The sequence below is a fragment of the Bradyrhizobium sp. LTSP885 genome (assembly GCF_000938305.1).
In the GTDB taxonomy this organism is placed as follows: domain Bacteria; phylum Pseudomonadota; class Alphaproteobacteria; order Rhizobiales; family Xanthobacteraceae; genus Bradyrhizobium.
Window position 1 is genome coordinate 13,064 of the sequence record NZ_JYMT01000040.1, and the last position, 18,273, is coordinate 31,336.

General features: G+C 64.7%; 18 protein-coding genes. 6 read left to right on the forward strand and 12 right to left on the reverse strand.

Features of this window, described 5'->3' with window-relative positions:
• The first annotated feature begins 37 nt into the window (after positions 1-37).
• Together groL and UP09_RS27250 are read left to right on the forward strand one after the other, a co-directional pair.
• Positions 38-1,678: a chaperonin GroEL gene (groL, locus tag UP09_RS27245; RefSeq protein WP_044541435.1), complete on the forward strand. Its 1,641-nt coding sequence runs from the start codon at positions 38-40 to the stop codon at positions 1,676-1,678.
• 168 nt (positions 1,679-1,846) lie between these two features.
• The gene (locus UP09_RS27250) at positions 1,847-2,128 is read left to right on the forward strand and encodes a GIY-YIG nuclease family protein (protein ID WP_044541640.1); all 282 of its coding nucleotides are present in this window, start codon (positions 1,847-1,849) and stop codon (positions 2,126-2,128) included.
• 72 nt (positions 2,129-2,200) lie between these two features.
• On the opposite strand, the gene UP09_RS27255 is transcribed toward UP09_RS27250, so the two are convergent.
• Positions 2,201-3,037: a LysR family transcriptional regulator gene (locus UP09_RS27255; RefSeq protein ID WP_044541436.1), complete on the reverse strand. Its 837-nt coding sequence runs from the start codon at positions 3,035-3,037 to the stop codon at positions 2,201-2,203.
• A 125-nt stretch (positions 3,038-3,162) separates the two neighbouring features.
• Here UP09_RS27255 and UP09_RS27260 point away from each other — a divergent pair, with 125 nt between their 5' ends.
• The gene (locus UP09_RS27260) at positions 3,163-3,756 is read left to right on the forward strand and encodes a cysteine hydrolase family protein (RefSeq protein ID WP_044541437.1); all 594 of its coding nucleotides are present in this window, start codon (positions 3,163-3,165) and stop codon (positions 3,754-3,756) included.
• Between the two features lie 55 nt (positions 3,757-3,811).
• Here the strand turns inward: UP09_RS27260 and UP09_RS27265 are convergent, their stop codons facing one another.
• A complete protein-coding gene (locus tag UP09_RS27265) occupies positions 3,812-5,296 on the reverse strand; it encodes an AMP nucleosidase (RefSeq protein ID WP_044541438.1) in 1,485 nt (494 codons plus the stop codon).
• Positions 5,297-5,502: 206 nt separating this feature from the next.
• Here UP09_RS27265 and UP09_RS27270 point away from each other — a divergent pair, with 206 nt between their 5' ends.
• Positions 5,503-6,225 carry a YkgJ family cysteine cluster protein gene (locus UP09_RS27270; protein ID WP_044541439.1) on the forward strand — a complete coding sequence of 241 codons (723 nt, stop codon included), beginning with the start codon at positions 5,503-5,505 and terminating at the stop codon, positions 6,223-6,225.
• A gap of 8 nt (positions 6,226-6,233) precedes the next feature.
• On the opposite strand, the gene UP09_RS27275 is transcribed toward UP09_RS27270, so the two are convergent.
• From UP09_RS27275 to UP09_RS27295, 5 genes are all read right to left on the reverse strand, one after another.
• Entirely contained in the window at positions 6,234-7,487 is a 1,254-nt protein-coding gene (locus UP09_RS27275; protein ID WP_082070308.1) for a tlde1 domain-containing protein, read from the reverse strand.
• Between the two features lie 334 nt (positions 7,488-7,821).
• Positions 7,822-9,324: a glycosyltransferase family 39 protein gene (locus UP09_RS27280; protein ID WP_044541440.1), complete on the reverse strand. Its 1,503-nt coding sequence runs from the start codon at positions 9,322-9,324 to the stop codon at positions 7,822-7,824.
• A gap of 7 nt (positions 9,325-9,331) precedes the next feature.
• The gene (locus UP09_RS27285) at positions 9,332-10,465 is read right to left on the reverse strand and encodes a glycosyltransferase family 2 protein (protein ID WP_044541642.1); all 1,134 of its coding nucleotides are present in this window, start codon (positions 10,463-10,465) and stop codon (positions 9,332-9,334) included.
• Positions 10,466-10,717: 252 nt separating this feature from the next.
• Complete coding sequence (locus tag UP09_RS27290) at positions 10,718-10,921, reverse strand: hypothetical protein (RefSeq protein WP_044541441.1); 204 nt, start codon at positions 10,919-10,921, stop codon at positions 10,718-10,720.
• Between the two features lie 70 nt (positions 10,922-10,991).
• Entirely contained in the window at positions 10,992-11,348 is a 357-nt protein-coding gene (locus UP09_RS27295; RefSeq protein WP_044541442.1) for a hypothetical protein, read from the reverse strand.
• Positions 11,349-11,476: 128 nt separating this feature from the next.
• Here UP09_RS27295 and UP09_RS27300 point away from each other — a divergent pair, with 128 nt between their 5' ends.
• Positions 11,477-12,316: a DUF72 domain-containing protein gene (locus UP09_RS27300; RefSeq protein WP_044541443.1), complete on the forward strand. Its 840-nt coding sequence runs from the start codon at positions 11,477-11,479 to the stop codon at positions 12,314-12,316.
• 11 nt (positions 12,317-12,327) lie between these two features.
• Complete coding sequence (locus tag UP09_RS27305; RefSeq protein WP_044541444.1) at positions 12,328-12,789, forward strand: DUF488 domain-containing protein; 462 nt, start codon at positions 12,328-12,330, stop codon at positions 12,787-12,789.
• Positions 12,790-12,888: 99 nt separating this feature from the next.
• Here the strand turns inward: UP09_RS27305 and UP09_RS27310 are convergent, their stop codons facing one another.
• The 5 genes from UP09_RS27310 to UP09_RS27330 form a co-directional block, all read right to left on the reverse strand.
• Positions 12,889-13,806: a PhzF family phenazine biosynthesis protein gene (locus tag UP09_RS27310; RefSeq protein WP_044541445.1), complete on the reverse strand. Its 918-nt coding sequence runs from the start codon at positions 13,804-13,806 to the stop codon at positions 12,889-12,891.
• A 105-nt stretch (positions 13,807-13,911) separates the two neighbouring features.
• Positions 13,912-14,727: an amidohydrolase family protein gene (locus UP09_RS27315; protein WP_349643933.1), complete on the reverse strand. Its 816-nt coding sequence runs from the start codon at positions 14,725-14,727 to the stop codon at positions 13,912-13,914.
• A gap of 102 nt (positions 14,728-14,829) precedes the next feature.
• Entirely contained in the window at positions 14,830-16,077 is a 1,248-nt protein-coding gene (locus UP09_RS27320) for an MFS transporter (protein WP_044541447.1), read from the reverse strand.
• 54 nt (positions 16,078-16,131) lie between these two features.
• Entirely contained in the window at positions 16,132-16,860 is a 729-nt protein-coding gene (locus UP09_RS27325) for a GntR family transcriptional regulator (protein ID WP_044541448.1), read from the reverse strand.
• 63 nt (positions 16,861-16,923) lie between these two features.
• Complete coding sequence (locus tag UP09_RS27330) at positions 16,924-18,237, reverse strand: adenylate/guanylate cyclase domain-containing protein (RefSeq protein WP_044541449.1); 1,314 nt, start codon at positions 18,235-18,237, stop codon at positions 16,924-16,926.
• Positions 18,238-18,273 lie beyond the last annotated feature (36 nt).

Here is an 18,273-nt window from a genome sequence, read left to right on the forward strand (position 1 = left end):
GGGGTGAGAAACCAAGATCAACTCAGGGAAAACAAACATGTCATCTAAAGAAGTCAAATTCGGCGTAGATGCGCGCGACAAGATGCTGCGCGGCGTCGATATCCTCGCCAACGCGGTGAAGGTCACCCTCGGCCCCAAGGGCCGCAACGTCGTGCTCGAGAAGTCGTTCGGCGCTCCCCGCATCACCAAGGACGGCGTCACCGTCGCCAAGGAGATCGAGCTCGAGGACAAGTTCGAGAACATGGGCGCGCAGATGGTGCGCGAAGTCGCCTCCAAGTCCGCTGACGCGGCTGGCGACGGCACCACCACCGCCACCGTGCTGGCGGCTGCGATCGTCCGTGAAGGCGCCAAGTCGGTTGCCGCCGGCATGAACCCGATGGACCTGAAGCGCGGTATCGACCTGGCTGTGGAAGCCGTGGTCGCCGACCTCGTCAAGAACTCCAAGAAGGTCACCTCGAACGACGAGATCGCCCAGGTCGGCACCATCTCGGCCAACGGCGACGCCGAAATCGGCAAGTTCCTCTCCGACGCCATGAAGAAGGTCGGCAACGAGGGCGTCATCACGGTCGAGGAAGCCAAGTCGCTCGAGACCGAACTCGACGTCGTCGAGGGCATGCAGTTCGACCGCGGCTACATCTCGCCCTACTTCGTCACCAACGCCGACAAGATGCGCGTCGAGTTCGACGATGCCTACATCCTGATCAACGAGAAGAAGCTCTCCTCGCTGAACGAGCTGCTGCCGCTGCTCGAGGCCGTGGTGCAGACCGGCAAGCCGCTGATCATCGTCGCTGAAGACGTCGAAGGCGAGGCCCTGGCCACGCTGGTCGTCAACCGCCTCCGTGGCGGCCTGAAGGTCGCTGCCGTCAAGGCTCCGGGCTTCGGCGATCGCCGCAAGGCCATGCTGCAGGACATCGCGATCCTGACCGGCGGCCAGGCGATCTCGGAAGATCTCGGCATCAAGCTCGAGAACGTCACGCTCGCCATGCTCGGTCGCGCCAAGAAGGTGATGATCGACAAGGAGAACACCACGATCGTCAACGGTGCCGGCAAGAAGTCCGACATCGACGCCCGTGTCGCCCAGATCAAGGCGCAGATCGAGGAGACCACCTCGGACTACGACCGTGAGAAGCTGCAGGAGCGTCTCGCCAAGCTCGCGGGCGGCGTCGCGGTGATCCGCGTCGGCGGCGCGACCGAAGTCGAGGTGAAGGAGCGCAAGGATCGCGTTGATGACGCGATGCATGCGACCCGCGCGGCTGTCGAGGAAGGCATCGTCCCGGGCGGCGGCGTCGCCCTGCTCCGTGCCTCCGAGCAGCTCAAGGGCCTGCGCACCAAGAACGACGACCAGAAGACCGGCGTCGAGATCGTGCGCAAGGCGCTGTCGGCTCCGGCTCGCCAGATCGCGATCAACGCCGGTGAAGACGGATCGGTCATCGTCGGCAAGATCCTGGAGAACAAGTCGTACAATTACGGCTTCGACTCCCAGACCGGCGAATATGTCGATCTCGTCAAGAAGGGCATCATCGACCCGACCAAGGTCGTGCGCACCGCGATCCAGAACGCAGCCTCCGTGGCGGCGCTGCTGATCACCACCGAGGCGATGGTCGCCGAGCTGCCGAAGAAGAACTCCGGCGGCCCCGCGATGCCTCCGGGCGGCGGCATGGGCGGCATGGACTTCTAAGTCCACGCCACCAGGCAACCTACCAAAATGCAAAACCCCGGCAGCGATGCCGGGGTTTTTGTTTGGGAGGACGTAGTTGATCTCCCCCACGAACCCGCAATAACATCCTTCGTCATTCCGGGGCGGCGCGCAGCGCCGAGCCCGGAATCCATAACCACGACTGCCAGGATGGCCTACTACGTCTATCTCCTTGCGAGCAGGAAACACGGCACACTCTATCTGGGTGTGACAAGTGACATCGTGCGTCGTGTCCATGAGCATCGGACGAAAGCCGCTCCAGGCTTCACGTCACGATACGGCATCGACAAGTTGGTCTGGTTCGAAATCTACGAAATCACTGCTATCGCACGCGAGAAAGAGCTGAAGAAATGGCGGCGCGATTGGAAAATACGGTTGATCGAGGAGCAGAACCCTGGATGGGTTGATCTCTTTCCGGGGATATCCAACTGATGCTCGTGGTTATGGATTCCGGGCTCGCGCTGCGCGCGCCCCGGAATGACAAACAGAGAAATTCTCGCCTCATCAGCCGCGCGAAAGATCCTGGAAGCAGGCGCGTACCCAATCGATGGTGACGCGCGCGGCCGCGTCGCGCTTGAGGTGGTTCTGAACCAGGAGCCAGGCATCGCGCCGCTTCGGCAGCAGCGTGGCGCGCAAGCGGCGATCGGTCAGCAACTCCCCGCAACTATGTTCCGGCAGCACGCCTGCGGCGTGATGCGACTGGATCAGCGTGCGGATGACCCGGACGTTGTCGGTCACGCAACGCGCGCGGATTTTTCTCGCGCGCAGGAACTGCGCTTCGGGAATGGCACCGAGTTCGTCCGGATACGCGCACGTCACCGGCTCGCCCTCTCCCGCTGCGACCGGTTCGAAGAAATAGAGCCTGACGTCGGCAAGTTTCGAGATCGTGAAGTCACCCTTGTCAGGCTTGCGCAGCCGGATCGCGAGGTCAGCCTCCCAGCGCGAGAATTTGACGTTCTCGCTCGAGGTCAGGAATTGCAGCGTGACGCCGGGATGCGCGCGCAGGAAGTCGGCCGCGCGCGGCGCCAACACTTCCTCGGCGACCGCGCTGGTTGAGGCGATGCGCAACCGGCCCACCGGGCCGGGCAGGCTTTCGCCGATGCGATCGATCTCATCGGCATGGACAGCCATCGCCTGGACATGCGCCAGCACCATCTCGCATTGCGTTGTCGGCTTGCGGATGCCGTCGGCGGCCTCGAACAGGCGCAGGCCGAGCGAACGCTCGATGCGCGCCAGCCTGCGGCCGACCGTGGTCTCGTCGATGCGCAGCCGCGCGCTGGCGCCCGCATAGGTGCCCTCGTCCCTGACCGCCGCGATGATGCGAAGATCGTCCCAGTTCATGCGGACAGGTTACAACGCGCTTTGACCGCCTGCAATAACGCAGCCAATGGTTGCGATATCCCTGCATAACGGCAGGCATCGCCGCAGCTATATCTGTCCGACACGCTTCGGGAGAATTGAAGACCATGACAACAGCCAAAACCCTGCTGCAGCTAGCCGGCGCCGACCTCACCCCGCCTCGCCTTGGTGACGCCTGCCTGGTGCTGATCGACATCCAGAACGAATATCTTGCAGGGCCGCTCGCGCTGCCCGGCGCCGAGGCGGCAGTAGCGCGCGCAACCGCGCTGCTTGCCCGCGCCCGCGAGAGTGGCGCCGCGATTTTCCACATTGCGCATCGGGGCAAGCCCGGAAGCCTGTTCGACCGCACCGCCGATCGCGGCGCGATCGTCGCACCACTCACACCGCGGCCGGGCGAGCCGGTGATCGAGAAGGAATTGCCGAACGCATTCGCCGGCACCGATCTGTTGGCGCAGCTTGCCGCGACCGGGCGCAAGGAGCTCGTGCTCGCCGGCTTCATGACGCATATGTGCGTCAGCTCGACCGCGCGCGCCGCGCTCGATCTCGGTTTCCGCACCACCGTCGATGCCGACAGCTGCGCCACCCGCGACCTGCCGGACGGACACGGCGGAACGCTCTCGGCCAAAATCATTCACGACGTCGCCTTGGCCGAACTGTCGGACCGCTTCGCGATCATCGCCCGCGGTGACGCGCTCGCCTGAGGCTCAGGGAAAGCACCGGTCCTCCGCGACGGAACGCAGGGAATGCCGGGGTCGCCTATTGAAACGCGACCTCGGCGAAGCTGCGCAGCTTGCGCGAATGCAGGCGCTCGGATTCCTGCTGCTTGAGCCGTTCGAGCGCCTTCAGACCGATCTCGAGATGCTGGCCGACGCGCTGCCGGTAGAACTCGCTGGCCATGCCCGCAAGCTTGATCTCGCCGTGCAGCGGCTTGTCGGAGACGCACAGCAGGGTGCCGTAGGGCACGCGGAAGCGATAGCCGTTGGCGGCAATCGCCGCCGACTCCATGTCGAGTGCAACGGCGCGCGATTGCGACATGCGCCTGATGACCTGTGGGCCGCTGATCTCCCAATTGCGGTTGTCGACGCTTGCGACCGTCCCGGTGCGCATCAGCCGCTTGAGCTCGAAGCCGGACAGTCCGGTGACCTCGTCGACGGCTTCCTCGAGCGCGACCTGCATCTCGGCCAGCGCCGGGATCGGCACCCACAGCGGCAGCTCGCGATCGAGCACGTGATCCTCGCGGACGTAACCATGGGCCAGCACGTAGTCGCCAAGGCGCTGCGTATTCCTTAAGCCGGCGCAATGCCCGATCATCAGCCAGGCGTGCGGCCGCAGTACCGCGACGTGGTCGGTGATGTTCCGCGCGTTCGACGGACCGATCCCGATGTTGATCAGGGTGATGCCGCGGTAGCCGGGCTCGACGAGATGAAACGCCGGCATCTGCGGCACGCGGATCGGCGCTACGCCGATCGTGCCGCCGCCAAGCCGCGCGTTCTCTGTGATCACGTTGCCGGGCGCCACGAAGGCCTCCGGGCCGATCTCCCCCGATGCGAGTCGCTGCTGGCACATTTGCGCGAAGGCATCGACATAGAACTGGTAGTTTGTGAAGATCACAAAGTTCTGGAAATGCTCGGGATCGGTGCCGGTGTAGTGATAGAGCCGGCGCAGGGAGTAATCGACCCGCGCTGCGCGAAACAAGGCCAGCGGCTCCGGAGCCCCCGGCGCCAGCTCGAACGTACCGTCGGCGATCGCATCGTCCATGGCGGCAAGATTTGGCGTATCGAACACGTCGCGCAGCGACCGCGTGAACGCCGAACTGTCCGCGATGGTCAAGGCTGCCTCGATGTTGATATCGCGCCGGTAGGCGAAATGGATCGGGATCGGCTCGTTCGACTCGCCGATCTCGACCGGCACGCCGTGGTTCTTGATCAACAGCCCGATCTGCTCAGTGAGATAGGTCCGAAACAGGTCCGGCCGGGTGACGCTGGTCTCATGCACGCCCGGCCCCGCGACGAACCCATAGGCAAGACGCGAATCGAGCCGCGCATGCGACGACGTCGTGATGCGCACCAGCGGATAATGCGCCCGCACCCGCGTCGCGATCGCTGCGCCATTGACATAGGCTTCAAAGCGATCGCGGAGGAACTGGGTGTTCCGCTCGTAGATCTCTTCGAGACGACCGACGGCCGCACCAGCATCGACGAACGCTTCCGTTGCGAAGGCTGGCGGAGTTTCAAAAAGCATTGCGGGCCCCATTCGCTTCGCGCCGGATTGACCGGGACTCGTCCCGTCAATTGCGGTCGCAGTATAGCAACCCTGGCCGCGAGTTCCAGACATGCACGGGATCGCACCACCGCGACTGGCGTTCGATCCGTCGCACTGCGATCAGCATCGATCGTGACGCAGCCCTGATTCGCGGCTTATATAGGAAGCGAATCGGACCAGCGGCCATGAGCGCACAAGACGCCATCGACTTCATATCGGACGACATCGCCGAAGTCGGCACCCTGATGCGATCGCTGTCCGGCCGCTACGAGGGCATCTTCGACAATCTGCGCGGCGCCTATGGCGTCGTGCTCGAGCGAGCTGACGGCATCGCTGAGGCGGCCCGCGATGCCACGGCCCTGGCCGACGCCGCGGCGGCCGGATTTCGCCGCGACATTCCGAACCAGCCGGCGATGGCCTGCAGCAGTGGCTGCGCCGCCTGTTGTCATCTGTACGTCCAGGTGCCGCCTGGAACAGCCGCCGTGATGGTCGAGCATATCGCCGCACATTTCACGCCCGCCGATCGCGAGACGTTGCGCGAGAAGTTGAAAGCGGCTGCCGCCGCAGCGCGCGAGGCGCCCGACCCGACCAAGCTGCGCCTGCGCTGCCCGCTGCTCGGCGGCGACGATCGCTGCTCTGTCTATGAGGTGCGCCCGCTGTCCTGCCGCGCCTTCACGTCGCGATCAGTGACACGCTGCCACGAGGTCGTATTCGGCGAAACGCCCGCCGGCACCGGCGTCGAACAGAACGCCGCGCATTTCCGCGTCCATATGGAAGCGACGTTTGCGCTCGAACAGGCGGCGCGACAGCGCGGACTGCCGGATCAGCAGAAGGGGCTGGCACAGGCCCTGCTGGACGAGATGGATGCCTTTGACTTGAAGAAGGCGACGGGGCCGGACGCCGGCTGAGCGCGTGCTTACTGAACCCTCGCCAGCACCGCGAGGCGGCGGATGCCCTTGTTGCGGTAGGCGTTGAGGAACGCGTAATAGTCCTTGAACGAGACGCAGCCGTTGGAGTCGCCGTTCGGACCCAGCATGAAAGTGTGCGCGAGCAGGCCGGAGCGGTTGAAGATCTTGCCCTCGCCGCCGATCGGATTGAGCCGCAGCGCCGGCACGCCGTGGAACAGCGCTTCGCGCGGCTTCAGCTCGTAAATGTGCGGCGGCGTCACGCCGACCATCCTGAGATTCGACGACCGCGGATCGTCGAGCCTGGAGCCGAGACCGGAATGCGCTTCGAGCCTTGTGCCGTCGGGCAGGTACACGGTACTGGCGGAAATGTCATACACCGCGGTCTGGCGATCGTAGGGCGGCGAGCCGCCCAGCATCGGGCTCTGGTCGAGCGTCGAAGAAATGCTGCCGGTGACGTTGGCATCGGCGGAGGCGAACGAGAGCAGCGAGCCGTTGGACTCATGCTTGCCCCACAGCTTCTCGACCATGGTCTGCCGCTCGTTCGATGCGATCGACAATACCGCGGCCTTGGCGCGCGCGGCCATGTCACGCATCGTGACTCCGCCGGATTTTGCGGCCGGCTTCGCCTCGGCGGCCTTGGTCTCGGGAGACTTGGTCTCAGGAGACTTGGTCTCGACCGCCGCGGTCGGCGGCGTATTGAGCGCGACCTGCAGATTGGCCGCGGCTTCCTTCTTGGCGGCCTCGGCCGATTTCGGCGCGGGAAGCGGCTTCGACACTTCGGCAAGCCGCTGTGCGGCTGCGGGCTTCGGTGCTTCAGCGATCTTCGATGTGGTGGCCGGCTTGACCACATCGGTCTGCGGCGCGGCCTCGGCTACGACGCTCGGCGCCACGCCGTCCGGCGCGGCTGCAGCAAACCTTTCGTTAAACATAAGCGAAGGTGCTGTGGCCTCGGACTTCGCGACCTCGGCCTTCCCGGGAGCCGATGGCGGCGGCGTCAGCGACGCGAACACCTCATTGAACGAGGGCGGCGCGGGCCGCGCGGCGACTGCGACAGGCCGCTTGGCCACCGGCGCATCGAACGCCGCGCTGCCGACCGACGGATAGACGCTCGCCGCGAAGATGTTGGCGTAAACGGTCCAGGCGCAGACTAGCACCAGGCCTGCAACCGCGGCGCTGCCGAGGAAATGCTGAGGGAGAATCTTCCGGGAGGAATTCTTGCGGCTCGGGGCCCCAAGAACATACGCACTCGTACTCGTCGTCATACGCCCGCTCGAAACAGTTCCACTTAAGTCCCTCGCTCGACTTCGCACCGAATGACGTTTTCGGCTCAGGGTCTCGCAGGGGCGCGGACGGGCATTAAGGCGGCTTTTAGTTAAATGCGACTTAACCGGATGCGATCCCCTGCAACGCCGGAAGTGCCTGCGGCATTGGGCTTTTTTAAGATCACATTGGAACCTGAAAACGGATTATTTGTCTCATCATGGGACATTCGGGCAGGCCATTAAAGATGGGGCCGGCGCCGATGAAGAGGCGAAGAATTTCATTGCAGATCACCCCGTAATTATCAGGGATTTTTGCAAGAAATTGCCTCCGCCCCTACTCCAGTTCCGGTGGCGGTGAGCGGTCCAACACCTCGCCCTTCGGTCCTTCCAGCACATCGAGCGCGTAGGTCTCGATGATCAAGGGACCGCGCATGCGTTTGGCCTCGCTGACGGTCTCGATGCGCGCGAAGGTGTCGCGCATTGACGTTGGCACGCTTTGCCCGACCTCGTGCACGTACAACAGCTTGCCGGACAACTGCGCTGGGCTCGGCTCCGGCATGTTGATCCAGCGGATGCGCTGCTCCTGCTGCGCGACGCAGGTGCCCTTGGGGAGATAGAACGCGAGCCAGCCGGTGGTGCCGTAATCGGGCGCCAGCACGCAGGTCGCGCCGGTGCGGACGCGCGCCGCTTCGATCTCATCGGCGAGTTCGCGCCAGCCGACGCCGACGCTGCGCACGGTGGCATCGCGCCGGTAGCCCGAGAGCACGCCGGTGTTGGCCTGCACGATCAGCAGCGCGAACAGCACGACGCCAACGGGCGCGGCCCAGCGCCGACAAAAATCGACGGTGCGCTGCTCGCGCGGCGCCCATTGCACCTGGATCGCGGCGACCGCAGCCGCGACGGCAAAGGCCGGATAGACCGGTGCGAACCAGTTGGCCTCGACGCGGGCATGCAGCGCATGCCAGGTGAAATAGGCGACGATGGTCCAGAACAGCGTGTTGACCAGCACCCGCGCGCCCATCGCGCCGGCAAGGCGCCGATAGAGCGCGTAGAGGCCCATCACGCCGAGGATGAAGACCAGCGGCGTCGCGAATGCGAACTGGGTCGGGATCAGTTCAGCGATGAAGGCCGGCCGGAAATCCTCGATCCGGGCGCGGCCCATCTGCTTGATGAAGGAGACCCATTGGTGATCCGCGTTCCAGCGGATGACCGGCGCGAACATCGCGAGCGCGACCACGCCGCCGAGATAGAGCCAGGGCGACAGCAACCAGCGCCGCAGCTTCGGCACCGTTACAAGCCAGATCAGGATCGCGGGGCCGAAGAACAGCGCGGTGTATTTCGACAGCAGCGCCGCGCCCGCGCTGGCGCCGACCGCGAGCCACCAGGCGCCGCGGCCGCTCTCCAGCACCTTGGCGAGCGAGAACAGCAGGAAGCTCGCCGCGACCAGAAGCGGCGCATCCGGCGTCACGATCAGCGTGCCGACTGCCGCCATCAGCGTGACGTTGAGCAGGATCGCAGCACTCGCGGCGACCCGGCGGCCACCGAACAGGATCGCGGCCGACTGGTAGATCGCCCAGCTCATCGGCAGCGCAAGCAGGATCGACACCAGCCGCACGCCAAACGGCGTGTCGCCCGCGATCATCGTGCCGAGCCGGATGACGATCGCCACCATCGGCGGATGGTCGTAATAGCCGCCGGCGAGCGCCTTCGACCACATCCAGTAGTAGGCTTCGTCGAAGGTCAGCGGCGTCCAGGCCGCGGCCGCAAGCCGCAGCGCGACCAGCGCGCAAACCGCGAGGCCGGTGTTGAGGGCGAGCCGCGCCTCGTTCGGATTCATACCGAAATCATCGCCTGCGCCAGACGAACAGCCCGGACATCGCGTAGTTCCAGACCACGCCCATCAATGCACCGGCAGCACCCGCCAGCCACCAGATCGGCTCCTGGTCGTAGACCGAGAATGCAACGCCGACATTGGCCATCAGCCCGACACTGCACACGAGATAGAACAGCAGCAGGCCGCGCACGATCGCAAGGCCCTTCAGCCGCTGGTCGCGGTAGGTCAGGAAGTTGTTGAGGATGAAGTTGCTGGTCATGGCGACGATCGCGCCATAGGCCTGCGCTTCCGGGAACGACACGCCGAACATTTCCAGCGCGATGAACAGCACGGCAAAATGCACCAGCAGGCCGATCGCACCGACCATCGCGAACAGCAGGAAGCGCAGCGAGATCACGTCATGTGTCAGCTTCGCCAGCACGAGGCCGAGGAAGTCGAACGCGACCATGGAATCGAGCTTGCTCTCGCCATGCTGGCGGGCGCCGAAAGTGTAGGGAATCTCGACCGCGCGCAGCTTGCCCTGCGCGGTCGCGACCACGTCGAGCAGGATCTTGAAGCCCTGCGTCGACAGCTGCGGCGCAAGCTGTTCGAAGCGGTCGCGGCGGATCATGAAGAAGCCGCTCATGGGATCGGCGATCTCAACTTTCAGCGCCCGCCGCGCGATCTCGGTGGCGACGGCGCTGGCGCCGGCACGCTGCTTGTTGAAGCCCTCGGTCTTGTAGCCCTCGATATAGCGGCTGCCGACCACGAGCTCGGCCTCGCCGCTCTGCAGCAGCGCGACCATTTTCGGAAGCTGGGTCTCGTCATGCTGGAGGTCGGCGTCGATCACGGCGGCATAGGGCGCGCTCGAGGCCAGGATGCCCTCGATGCAGGCGCCCGACAGGCCGCGCCGGCCGACGCGGCGGATGCAGCGCACGCGGGAATCCTGCCGCGCCAGGCCGCGCACCACGTCCCAGGTTCCGTCGGGCGAATTGTCGTCGACGAAGATGACTTCCCAAGGCACGTCCTTCAGTGTCGCGTCCAGCCGCCGGTACAGCACCGTGACATTGTCGCGTTCGTTGAAGGTCGGGACGACGACCGAAAGTTGCGGCAAACCAGCGGCCTGCGACGGGGTTTCGGGGCCCGGCTTGATGGCGTCATTCATGAGCGCCAGCGTATAGCCGCAGCCTCCCGCGCTGCCAAGGCGGGCAAGCCGAAACAGCTCTCGGAAGGCGGGAAAACGGGGCAAAACACCCCAAAAATGCCAACGACCACGAACAAGGGGCGCGCGTACATCCGGCGCAGCCAACCATTCGTGGTCGTCCCGGCGCCGGAGCCCTTTAAAGCTGCAACGTCACCGTTAGAGACCAGATAGGAAGCCCTCAGGCGGTCCGCAAGGGGCTACCTGCTGATGGCGCTAATTGTTCGGGACTTCGCGGATCACCGGGCCTCGCGGCGCGGGGGCCGCGGGAGCAGCCTCCGCGGCGGGGGCCGCTTGCACCGTGGCTGATTTGGCCGGATTGCGGATCTGGCTCGGCGACGGTCCATAGATGAACGCCGCCGCCAGCACGATGGCCGCGACCACTGCGCCCAAAAAGCCTGCCGTCGATTGTGAATTCATGCCGGACCGTCCCCTTGCCTGTGCGCGGATTGATATCAAAAATCGGCCAGCCGCAACAGGATCTGGAGGCCTATTTGGCCGCGGCCCGGCGTCGGACGAAGGCGGTCACGATGTCCTTTTGCGCAAGCTCGATGGCGCGATTGGCGGTCGAAAGATGCGCGTCGGCCTCTTCCTTGGGAAACTGCAGCGACAGGAAGTCGATCAGCGACACCCGGAAATTCTGCCGCTCCGAGGCACAGGCGGAAGCGATCAACGAGGTGAACTCCTGGTCGGACTTCGCCTTGTTGGTGTCGCGGGGATATTCGCGGGCGAGGCAATTCCAGTAGTCGTCCCTGCCGCTGATCGCCAGCTTGTGTGCAGCGTCGACCTCATCGGCGACAGCGGCGGAGGACGTAATCATGAGGATGGCCGCAATCAGCATACGCATTTGGTTTCTCCCGTTTTGCGGCATCCTAGCGAAGACCGACGCCAACGATAAGCTCCCAGCCATGCAATTCTGGCAAACTGGCCAATCACGATTATTTTGACTACTCTCACCCTCGTTCCTTCCTCGCGATGAGTGCAGTCGTGACCAAAGCCCCCAACAAACCGACAACAACAGACGCAGGCAATATCCATATCGGCATCGGCGGCTGGACCTTCGAGCCGTGGCGCGGAGTGTTCTATCCAGAGAAGCTCACGCAGGCGAAAGAGCTCGCCTACGCGGCGTCGAAACTGACCTCGATCGAGATCAACGGTACCTATTACGGTTCGCAGAAGCCGGAGAGCTTTCGCAAATGGGCCGGCGAAGTGCCCGACGGCTTCATCTTCTCGCTGAAGGGCCCGCGTTTTGCCACCAACCGCCGCGTGCTGGCCGAGGCCGGCGATTCCGTGAAGCGATTCTATGATTCGGGCGTACTGGAACTGAAGGACCGGCTTGGGCCAGTGCTGTGGCAGTTCGCGCCGACCAAGAAGTTCGACGGCGCCGATTTCGGCAAGTTCCTCGAGTTGCTGCCGCGCAAACTCGACGGCCGCGCGCTACGCCATGTGGTCGAGGTCAGGCATGATAGTTTCTGCGTCCCCGAATTCGTCACGCTGCTGCGCGAATTCGAGACGCCCGTCGTGTACGCCGAGCACGGCAAATACCCGGCGATCGCCGACGTCGTCAGCGACTTCGTCTATGCGCGGCTGCAGAAGGGCAATGACGAGCTGAAGACCTGCTATCCGCCGAAGCAGCTCGATGCCTGGGCCAAGCGTTTTCGGGACTGGGCCGGCGGCGGCGAGCCGGACGACCTGCCGCGGGTCGACAAGACCAAGCCGAAGAAGGCGCCGCGCGACGTGTTCGCTTACGTGATTCACGAAGGCAAGATCCGCGCGCCGGCCGGTGCGATGGAATTGATCGAACGCGTGAAATAGGCGGGGCAGCGATGGCGAAGGCGAAAAAGCTGTTCACCATCGGCTACGAGCAGACGCCGTCGAAGGCGGTGCTCGACGAGCTGCAACAGGCCGGCGTCAAGCTGCTGGTCGACGTGCGCGCGATCGCGTCGTCGCGGCGGCCGGGTTTTTCCAAGAGCCAGCTCGCCGCCGGCCTCGATGAGCGCGGGATCGCCTACCTGCACCTGCGCGGCCTCGGCACGCCGAAGAACGGCCGCGAGGCGGCACGCAGCGGGCAATACGAGCTGCTGCACAAGATTTATTCGGCCCACCTGAAGACGACGCAGGCCCGGGAGGAGCTCGACGAGCTGTCGTCGCTGGTCAAGACATCCGGCCCGGTCTGCATCCTCTGCTACGAGCGCGACCATTCGCACTGCCACCGGCGATGGATCGCGGAGATCATCGAGGACCGCGACGGCGCAAGGATCGAGAATCTGGCGGCGCCGCAGGTCTAGAGCACTTTCAGTTCTGATTGAATCAGAACCGAAGCTCTAGATTCTTGCTTTGACGCGTTTTCTTGACGCGAACCGGTGTCCACTTCGCTCGAAAACGCTCTAGCTCCCGTCACCTGGCACGTTGAGCGTCCCCTCCATCATCTTCACGCAGCCACCGCCGACATGCACCGATGTGATGGCACCACTCTGCTTGCGCACCCGCGTCAGCAACAGGCTCGGCCGGCCCATGTCGACGCCCTGCCCGATCCGCAGACGCAATTCGCCATCACGCGCGGCATCGATATCGGCCAGCAGCGCCGCGCAGGCCGCGGTCGCGCTGCCTGTGGCTGGATCTTCGGAGATGCCGCTCGCGCCCGGATGGAACATACGCGCCTGCAGATCGAGCGGCTGTTCGTTCGCCGGAACGTCGCGGGTGTAAAAATAGATAACGTCACGCCCGATTCGCGGCAACGCCTCGGCGAACGCCGCAGCATCTGGCTTGGCGCGCCTCACCGCCTCGCGTGAGGCGATCTCAACCACCAGGAACGGCAAGCCGACCGAGACGACCTGCGGCGCATGACGGTCGGTCTTCACGTCGCTCACCGACAGCGAGAGCAAGGCTGCCGCCTCGGCCGCGCTCACCTCGTTCATTCGCTGCAGCGTCTGCGGCGCGGTCAGCTCGGCGCCGGTGACCTTGCCTTGGTCGGACAGTATCTCGACCGGCACGAGCCCTGCCTTCTCCTCGAACCTCAGCCGCGCCGGCGCCTTTGCCGCCTGCGTCGCCAGCACAAAGCCTGTGCCGACGTTCGGATGGCCCGCGAACGGAATTTCGGAGCGCACGGTGAAGATGCGAACCTGGGCGTCGTTGGCGGAATCCTGCGGCGGCAACACGAAGGTCGTCTCGGAATAGTTGAACTCGGTCGCGATCGCCTGCATCTGCGCCGTCGACAGCCCGCCGGCGTCGAGCACCACGGCGAGCGGATTGCCACCAAAGGCCCGGTCGGTGAATACGTCGACAGTGATGTAGCGCCGCTGCATTGGTCGTGTCCTCTTACCCAGGCCAGCCGTCATCGACCGGATCGCGGCCATCGTAACACGGCCGCAAGGACGCTCTTCAGAGCATTCGGTGCAATCGTGCGCGGGCTAGAATCGAAACAGCTCGCGCGGCAACGCGAGCACGCGCGCGCGTTCATCGGCATCGGTGACTAGCTCGTCGAGAAATTTCCGGTTCTTCGCGTAGCTCTGTTGCGCCTCGAACTGAGTATGCGGCCAGTCACTGCCCCACAACAGCCGCTCGACACCGTAGGCCGCACGCAGCAGCGGATAGGCCTGCTTCGCGAATGGCTCGCCGTCAGCACCGTTGCGATAGGGCGCCGATATCTTGACCCAGACTCTTCGCGACGCGCCGAGCTTGAGGACGGACTGGAAGCCCGGATCGCTGACGCCGGTTTTCGGATCCGGCAGCGCATAGTGATCGAGCACGACATTCACGCCGTGATCGAGGAGTTTCGGTGCGAACACCGCAAGATCGCTGGCGTTCCGCTGTACCTCGACCTGCCAGCCGAGCGCCTTGACCTGTGCAAGCAGCGCCTTCCACTCCGGCAGCGCCAGATCGGGAAGCGGCTGACCAACCAGATTGAGGCGGATGCCGACGATGCCTGCGCGATCGAGCGCATGAAGCTCATCGGGCGAAACACCGGGATCGACGACGGCAATGCCGCGCAGCCGGCCACTGGTCGCCTTCAAACATTCGACCAGATAGGAATTATCCGTGCCGAGGAAACTCGGCTGCACCAGCACGCCGTTGGTCATGCCGTTCTGGTCGAGCTGCTGCAGATAGAGATCGAGTGGCGCGTCGTAGTCCGGCGCATAGCGCCGGCCCGGTGCGAGCTTCAGCCCGCGGTGAAAGACGTGGGCGTGGGTATCGATCGATAGTCGCGGGCCCGTCACTTCAGCCATGACTCTGCTCAAGCCGGTCGCCGACAGAGCGGCGACAAATCCCGCAGCAAACCGGCGCCGCGTCATACCATATTTGTACGATGACATCTTCGTTCCTCATCATCACGCGTGCGTACCGACGGCGGCCTGCTCAAAAACCTTGCCGCGGGTCTCCGGCAGCATCAGCACGGCGAGCAACACCAGCGAATAGGCAAACGCAGCGTCGATCCCGATCGCCGGGCCGAGGCCGATGCGATCGCTGAGGAAGCCGACCAGGAACGGAAATGCCGCGGAGATGATGCGGCCGAAATTGTAACAGAAGCCGACGCCGGTGCCGCGCACGCCAGCCGGATAGAGCTCGCTGAACAGCGCGGCCATGCTGGCGGGGATGCCGGCCGAGAAGAAGCCCAGTGGAAAGCCGAGCACCAGCATCTGCCCGTCGGTCAGCGGCGCGAAGATATAGACTAGCACGGTTACGACGCAGGCCGCCGCAAATAACGCCGCGTTGGCGCGGCGCCCGAGCCGGTCGCTGATGATGCCTGAGACCACGCAGCCGCAGAAGAAGGCGACGATGATCACGGCAAGATAGGCGCTCGAGCCGAGCACCGAGAGATGCCGCACTTCGCGCAGATAAGTCGGCAGGAACGTCGTCAATGCCGCGTAGCCGCCATGGGCGCCGATGCCGAACAGGCCGCCGATCAGCGTGGCGCGCAGCACGTCGCGCTGGAAGATTCCCGCAAGCGTCGCGAAGAATGGCGGCGCAGCCTCGCGCGACGCTAAGCGCGGCGGCTCCTTCAGTCCGCGGCGGATGTAGAGGATGAGCAGCGCCGGCACCAGGCCCACCGCGAACAGGATCCGCCAGCCAATGTCTGATGGCGCGTAGGTGAACACCAGCGCCGAGAGCAGCACCGCAACGCCCCAACCGACCGCCCAGGCGCTCTGCACGGCGCCGAGCGCCTTGCCGCGATGCTCGGCGCGGATGATCTCGGCCATCAGCACCGCGCCGCAGGCCCATTCGGCGCCGAAGCCGATGCCCTGGATCGCCTTCAGGACGACGAGCTGGGTGTAGGTCATGGCAAAGGCGGAGGCGAAGGTCGCCAGCGCGAAGGTCGCGACCGTGATTTGCAATGCCTTCACCCGGCCGAAGCGATCGCCGAGTGCTCCGCCCATCCAACCGCCGAACGCACCGAAGAACAGGGTGACCGAGCCGAGCAGGCCAGCGTCCGCCTTGCTGATTCCGAACGCTGCGATCAGCGCCGGAATCGCGAGGCTGAACATCTGGACGTCGAGCGCATCGAGACCCCAGCCGCCAAAGCTTGCCCAGAACGTGCGCCGTTCGAGCGGCGAGCATTCGCTGTACCAGTTTGCCATTTTCTCTCCCCGTGATTTTTCTGTCGTTGATTTCTTATGGTGTGTTTGCCGCGCTCACCTGATCTCGGCGTGGTAGCGGAAGCGGTCGGCCGGCCCCCGCGAGCGGCGCCACTCGATCGGCCGCCGTTCGAGATCGAAGGCGAGGCGCTCGATCATGATCAGCGGCGCATTGGCCTCCAGCCGCAGCAAGCGGGATTGCATCTCGGTCGCGATCTCAACGGTGAGGATTTCGTCGGCCGAGACCACGATTTGGCCGCAGCTGTTCTCGTAGAGCGGATACAGCAGATCGCCGAATTCGGAGGTCGCGAGCGCAAGGATCGCCTCGAAGCGCGACTTCTGCAGCCAGATCTCCTCGGCCAGCAGCGGGACGTCGTCGATCAGGCGCAGGCGCGACAGGCTGATGACGGGCTCGCCGACGGCAATCCGTAGCGCCGACGCGACCGCCGAGGTCGCCGGCACGGACTTCCGCCGCAGGATGCGGCTCTGCGGCACGCGGCGCTCGCCGCTTTCGGACTGGAAGCGGAAGAAGCGGAACATCGAGGAGTTAAACCGCGCGCGGCGCACGAAGGTGCCGCGCCCCTGCTGGCGCTCCAGCGCGCCATCGCTGACGAGCTGATCGATCGCCTTGCGCACGGTACCGATCGCGACGCCGTAATGCGCGCCGAGCTCGGCCTCGGACGGGATCGGATCGCCCGGCCGCCATTCGTTGCGGTTGATGCGCGCCGCCAGATCGTCGCGGAGACGCTGGTAGCGCGGCAGGCGGTTGTCGACGGCTAAGTTCATCTAGTCATCTATATGAATTTAAGAATTCTCGTCAATCACTACTTAAATACCTCCGCTTAATGCCTACCCCAACTGCCAGACCGGCACCGGGTGCTCGTAGCCCCGCACCGGCACCTCGCCGCGCGAGACCGCGTCCTTGCCATCGTCACCGAGCGCATCGCGCACCGCCGACGAGATCAGAAATTGCGTGCCGAGATCCTTGTTGAGCGCTTCAAGCCGCGCGGCGAAATTCACGGTGTCGCCGATCACGGTGTATTCCTTGCGCCGGGGCGAGCCGATATTGCCGGCGACGACCTCGCCGACATGAATGCCGATGCCGATGCGCAGCGGCCAGCTCGATGCCACGTTGGCGTGCTCGTTGGCCGCAAGCATCTCGCGCGCGGCGGCGACCGCGTGATGCGCGGCATCGTCGGACTCGAAGGGCGCACCGAACAGCGCGAGAAAGCCGTCGCCGAGGAATTTGTTCACGATGCCGCCATGGCGATCGAGGATGTCCACCAGCACCGCGAAGGCGCCGTCGAGCCTGTCAACCACCTCCTGCGGCGAGCGCGTGCGCGCGCCGGCGGTGAAACTGCGAAAGTCGACGAACATCACGGCGACGCGGCGGATGTCGCTCTCCGTTGAGGTACCCTCTGCCATGAGCCGCTCGACCACCTGCGGCGAGACGTGCTGCCCGAACAGATTGGTGATGCGGTCGCGCGCGGTGGCTGCCGCGATGCTGGCCGCGAACTGCCGCCGCAACTGCGTGCCGACGGCGCCGGCGAGAACGCCGCAGATCAGGACGATCGTGCTGCGCGAGGCGTGATAGTAGATATTCGGCTCCGGCGCGCCGCTGCCCGCCGGATGGAAGAACACCGCCATGTAAAACAGTTCCGCCGCTGCAACGAAGCCGGTGAAGGTCGACAGCCAGAAATCGAGCCGCAGCGTCGAGAGGATGATGAAGACGAAATAGACCAGCGGTGCCACGAAGCCGAGTGCCTGCTCCGAGCCCATGCTGCGGATGTGCAGCGCCAGCACAGCAGTCGGCAGCGATGTCTCGACCAGCACACCGATGTAGCGCCGGATCACCGGCAGGTCGCGTCCCTGGCGCATATGCCGGCTGATCGCCCCGTGCACCCAGAGTTCAAACAGAATGAGCAACCCGGTGATGTAGACGAGGTAGACGGGACTGAGATTGCCGTGCCAGGCGCGGCTGACCACCTGCGGCGCGAAGAAATAGACGACCAGGCCGGTGGCTTCAAGCAGGGCTGCCGTGCCGATCAGCGCCTTGATGCGGAGCAGCTCTGTGCTCATCACCTGCTGCATCAGCGCGTGATGGAAGTCGGCGGAGACGCTCGAGTCGTGCTGCGTCGTGCCTCTGCTCCAGAATCCAGCCATTGCCCCTCGCCCCGGAATGACGTTGGCGTCCATCCT

Coding starts and splice junctions, on each gene's coding strand:
- UP09_RS27250 (WP_044541640.1), top strand. CDS start 1,847: ATGGCCTACTACGTCTATCTCCTTGCGAGCAGGAAACACGGCACACTC.
- UP09_RS27315 (WP_349643933.1), bottom strand. CDS start 14,727: ATGGCTGAAGTGACGGGCCCGCGACTATCGATCGATACCCACGCCCAC.
- UP09_RS27325 (WP_044541448.1), bottom strand. CDS start 16,860: ATGAACTTAGCCGTCGACAACCGCCTGCCGCGCTACCAGCGTCTCCGC.
- UP09_RS27255 (WP_044541436.1), bottom strand. CDS start 3,037: ATGAACTGGGACGATCTTCGCATCATCGCGGCGGTCAGGGACGAGGGC.
- UP09_RS27320 (WP_044541447.1), bottom strand. CDS start 16,077: ATGGCAAACTGGTACAGCGAATGCTCGCCGCTCGAACGGCGCACGTTC.
- UP09_RS27270 (WP_044541439.1), top strand. CDS start 5,503: ATGAGCGCACAAGACGCCATCGACTTCATATCGGACGACATCGCCGAA.
- UP09_RS27310 (WP_044541445.1), bottom strand. CDS start 13,806: ATGCAGCGGCGCTACATCACTGTCGACGTATTCACCGACCGGGCCTTT.
- UP09_RS27275 (WP_082070308.1), bottom strand. CDS start 7,487: ATGACGACGAGTACGAGTGCGTATGTTCTTGGGGCCCCGAGCCGCAAG.
- groL (WP_044541435.1), top strand. CDS start 38: ATGTCATCTAAAGAAGTCAAATTCGGCGTAGATGCGCGCGACAAGATG.
- UP09_RS27305 (WP_044541444.1), top strand. CDS start 12,328: ATGGCGAAGGCGAAAAAGCTGTTCACCATCGGCTACGAGCAGACGCCG.
- UP09_RS27285 (WP_044541642.1), bottom strand. CDS start 10,465: ATGAATGACGCCATCAAGCCGGGCCCCGAAACCCCGTCGCAGGCCGCT.
- UP09_RS27260 (WP_044541437.1), top strand. CDS start 3,163: ATGACAACAGCCAAAACCCTGCTGCAGCTAGCCGGCGCCGACCTCACC.
- UP09_RS27290 (WP_044541441.1), bottom strand. CDS start 10,921: ATGAATTCACAATCGACGGCAGGCTTTTTGGGCGCAGTGGTCGCGGCC.
- UP09_RS27265 (WP_044541438.1), bottom strand. CDS start 5,296: ATGCTTTTTGAAACTCCGCCAGCCTTCGCAACGGAAGCGTTCGTCGAT.
- UP09_RS27295 (WP_044541442.1), bottom strand. CDS start 11,348: ATGCGTATGCTGATTGCGGCCATCCTCATGATTACGTCCTCCGCCGCT.
- UP09_RS27330 (WP_044541449.1), bottom strand. CDS start 18,237: ATGGCTGGATTCTGGAGCAGAGGCACGACGCAGCACGACTCGAGCGTC.
- UP09_RS27280 (WP_044541440.1), bottom strand. CDS start 9,324: ATGAATCCGAACGAGGCGCGGCTCGCCCTCAACACCGGCCTCGCGGTT.
- UP09_RS27300 (WP_044541443.1), top strand. CDS start 11,477: ATGAGTGCAGTCGTGACCAAAGCCCCCAACAAACCGACAACAACAGAC.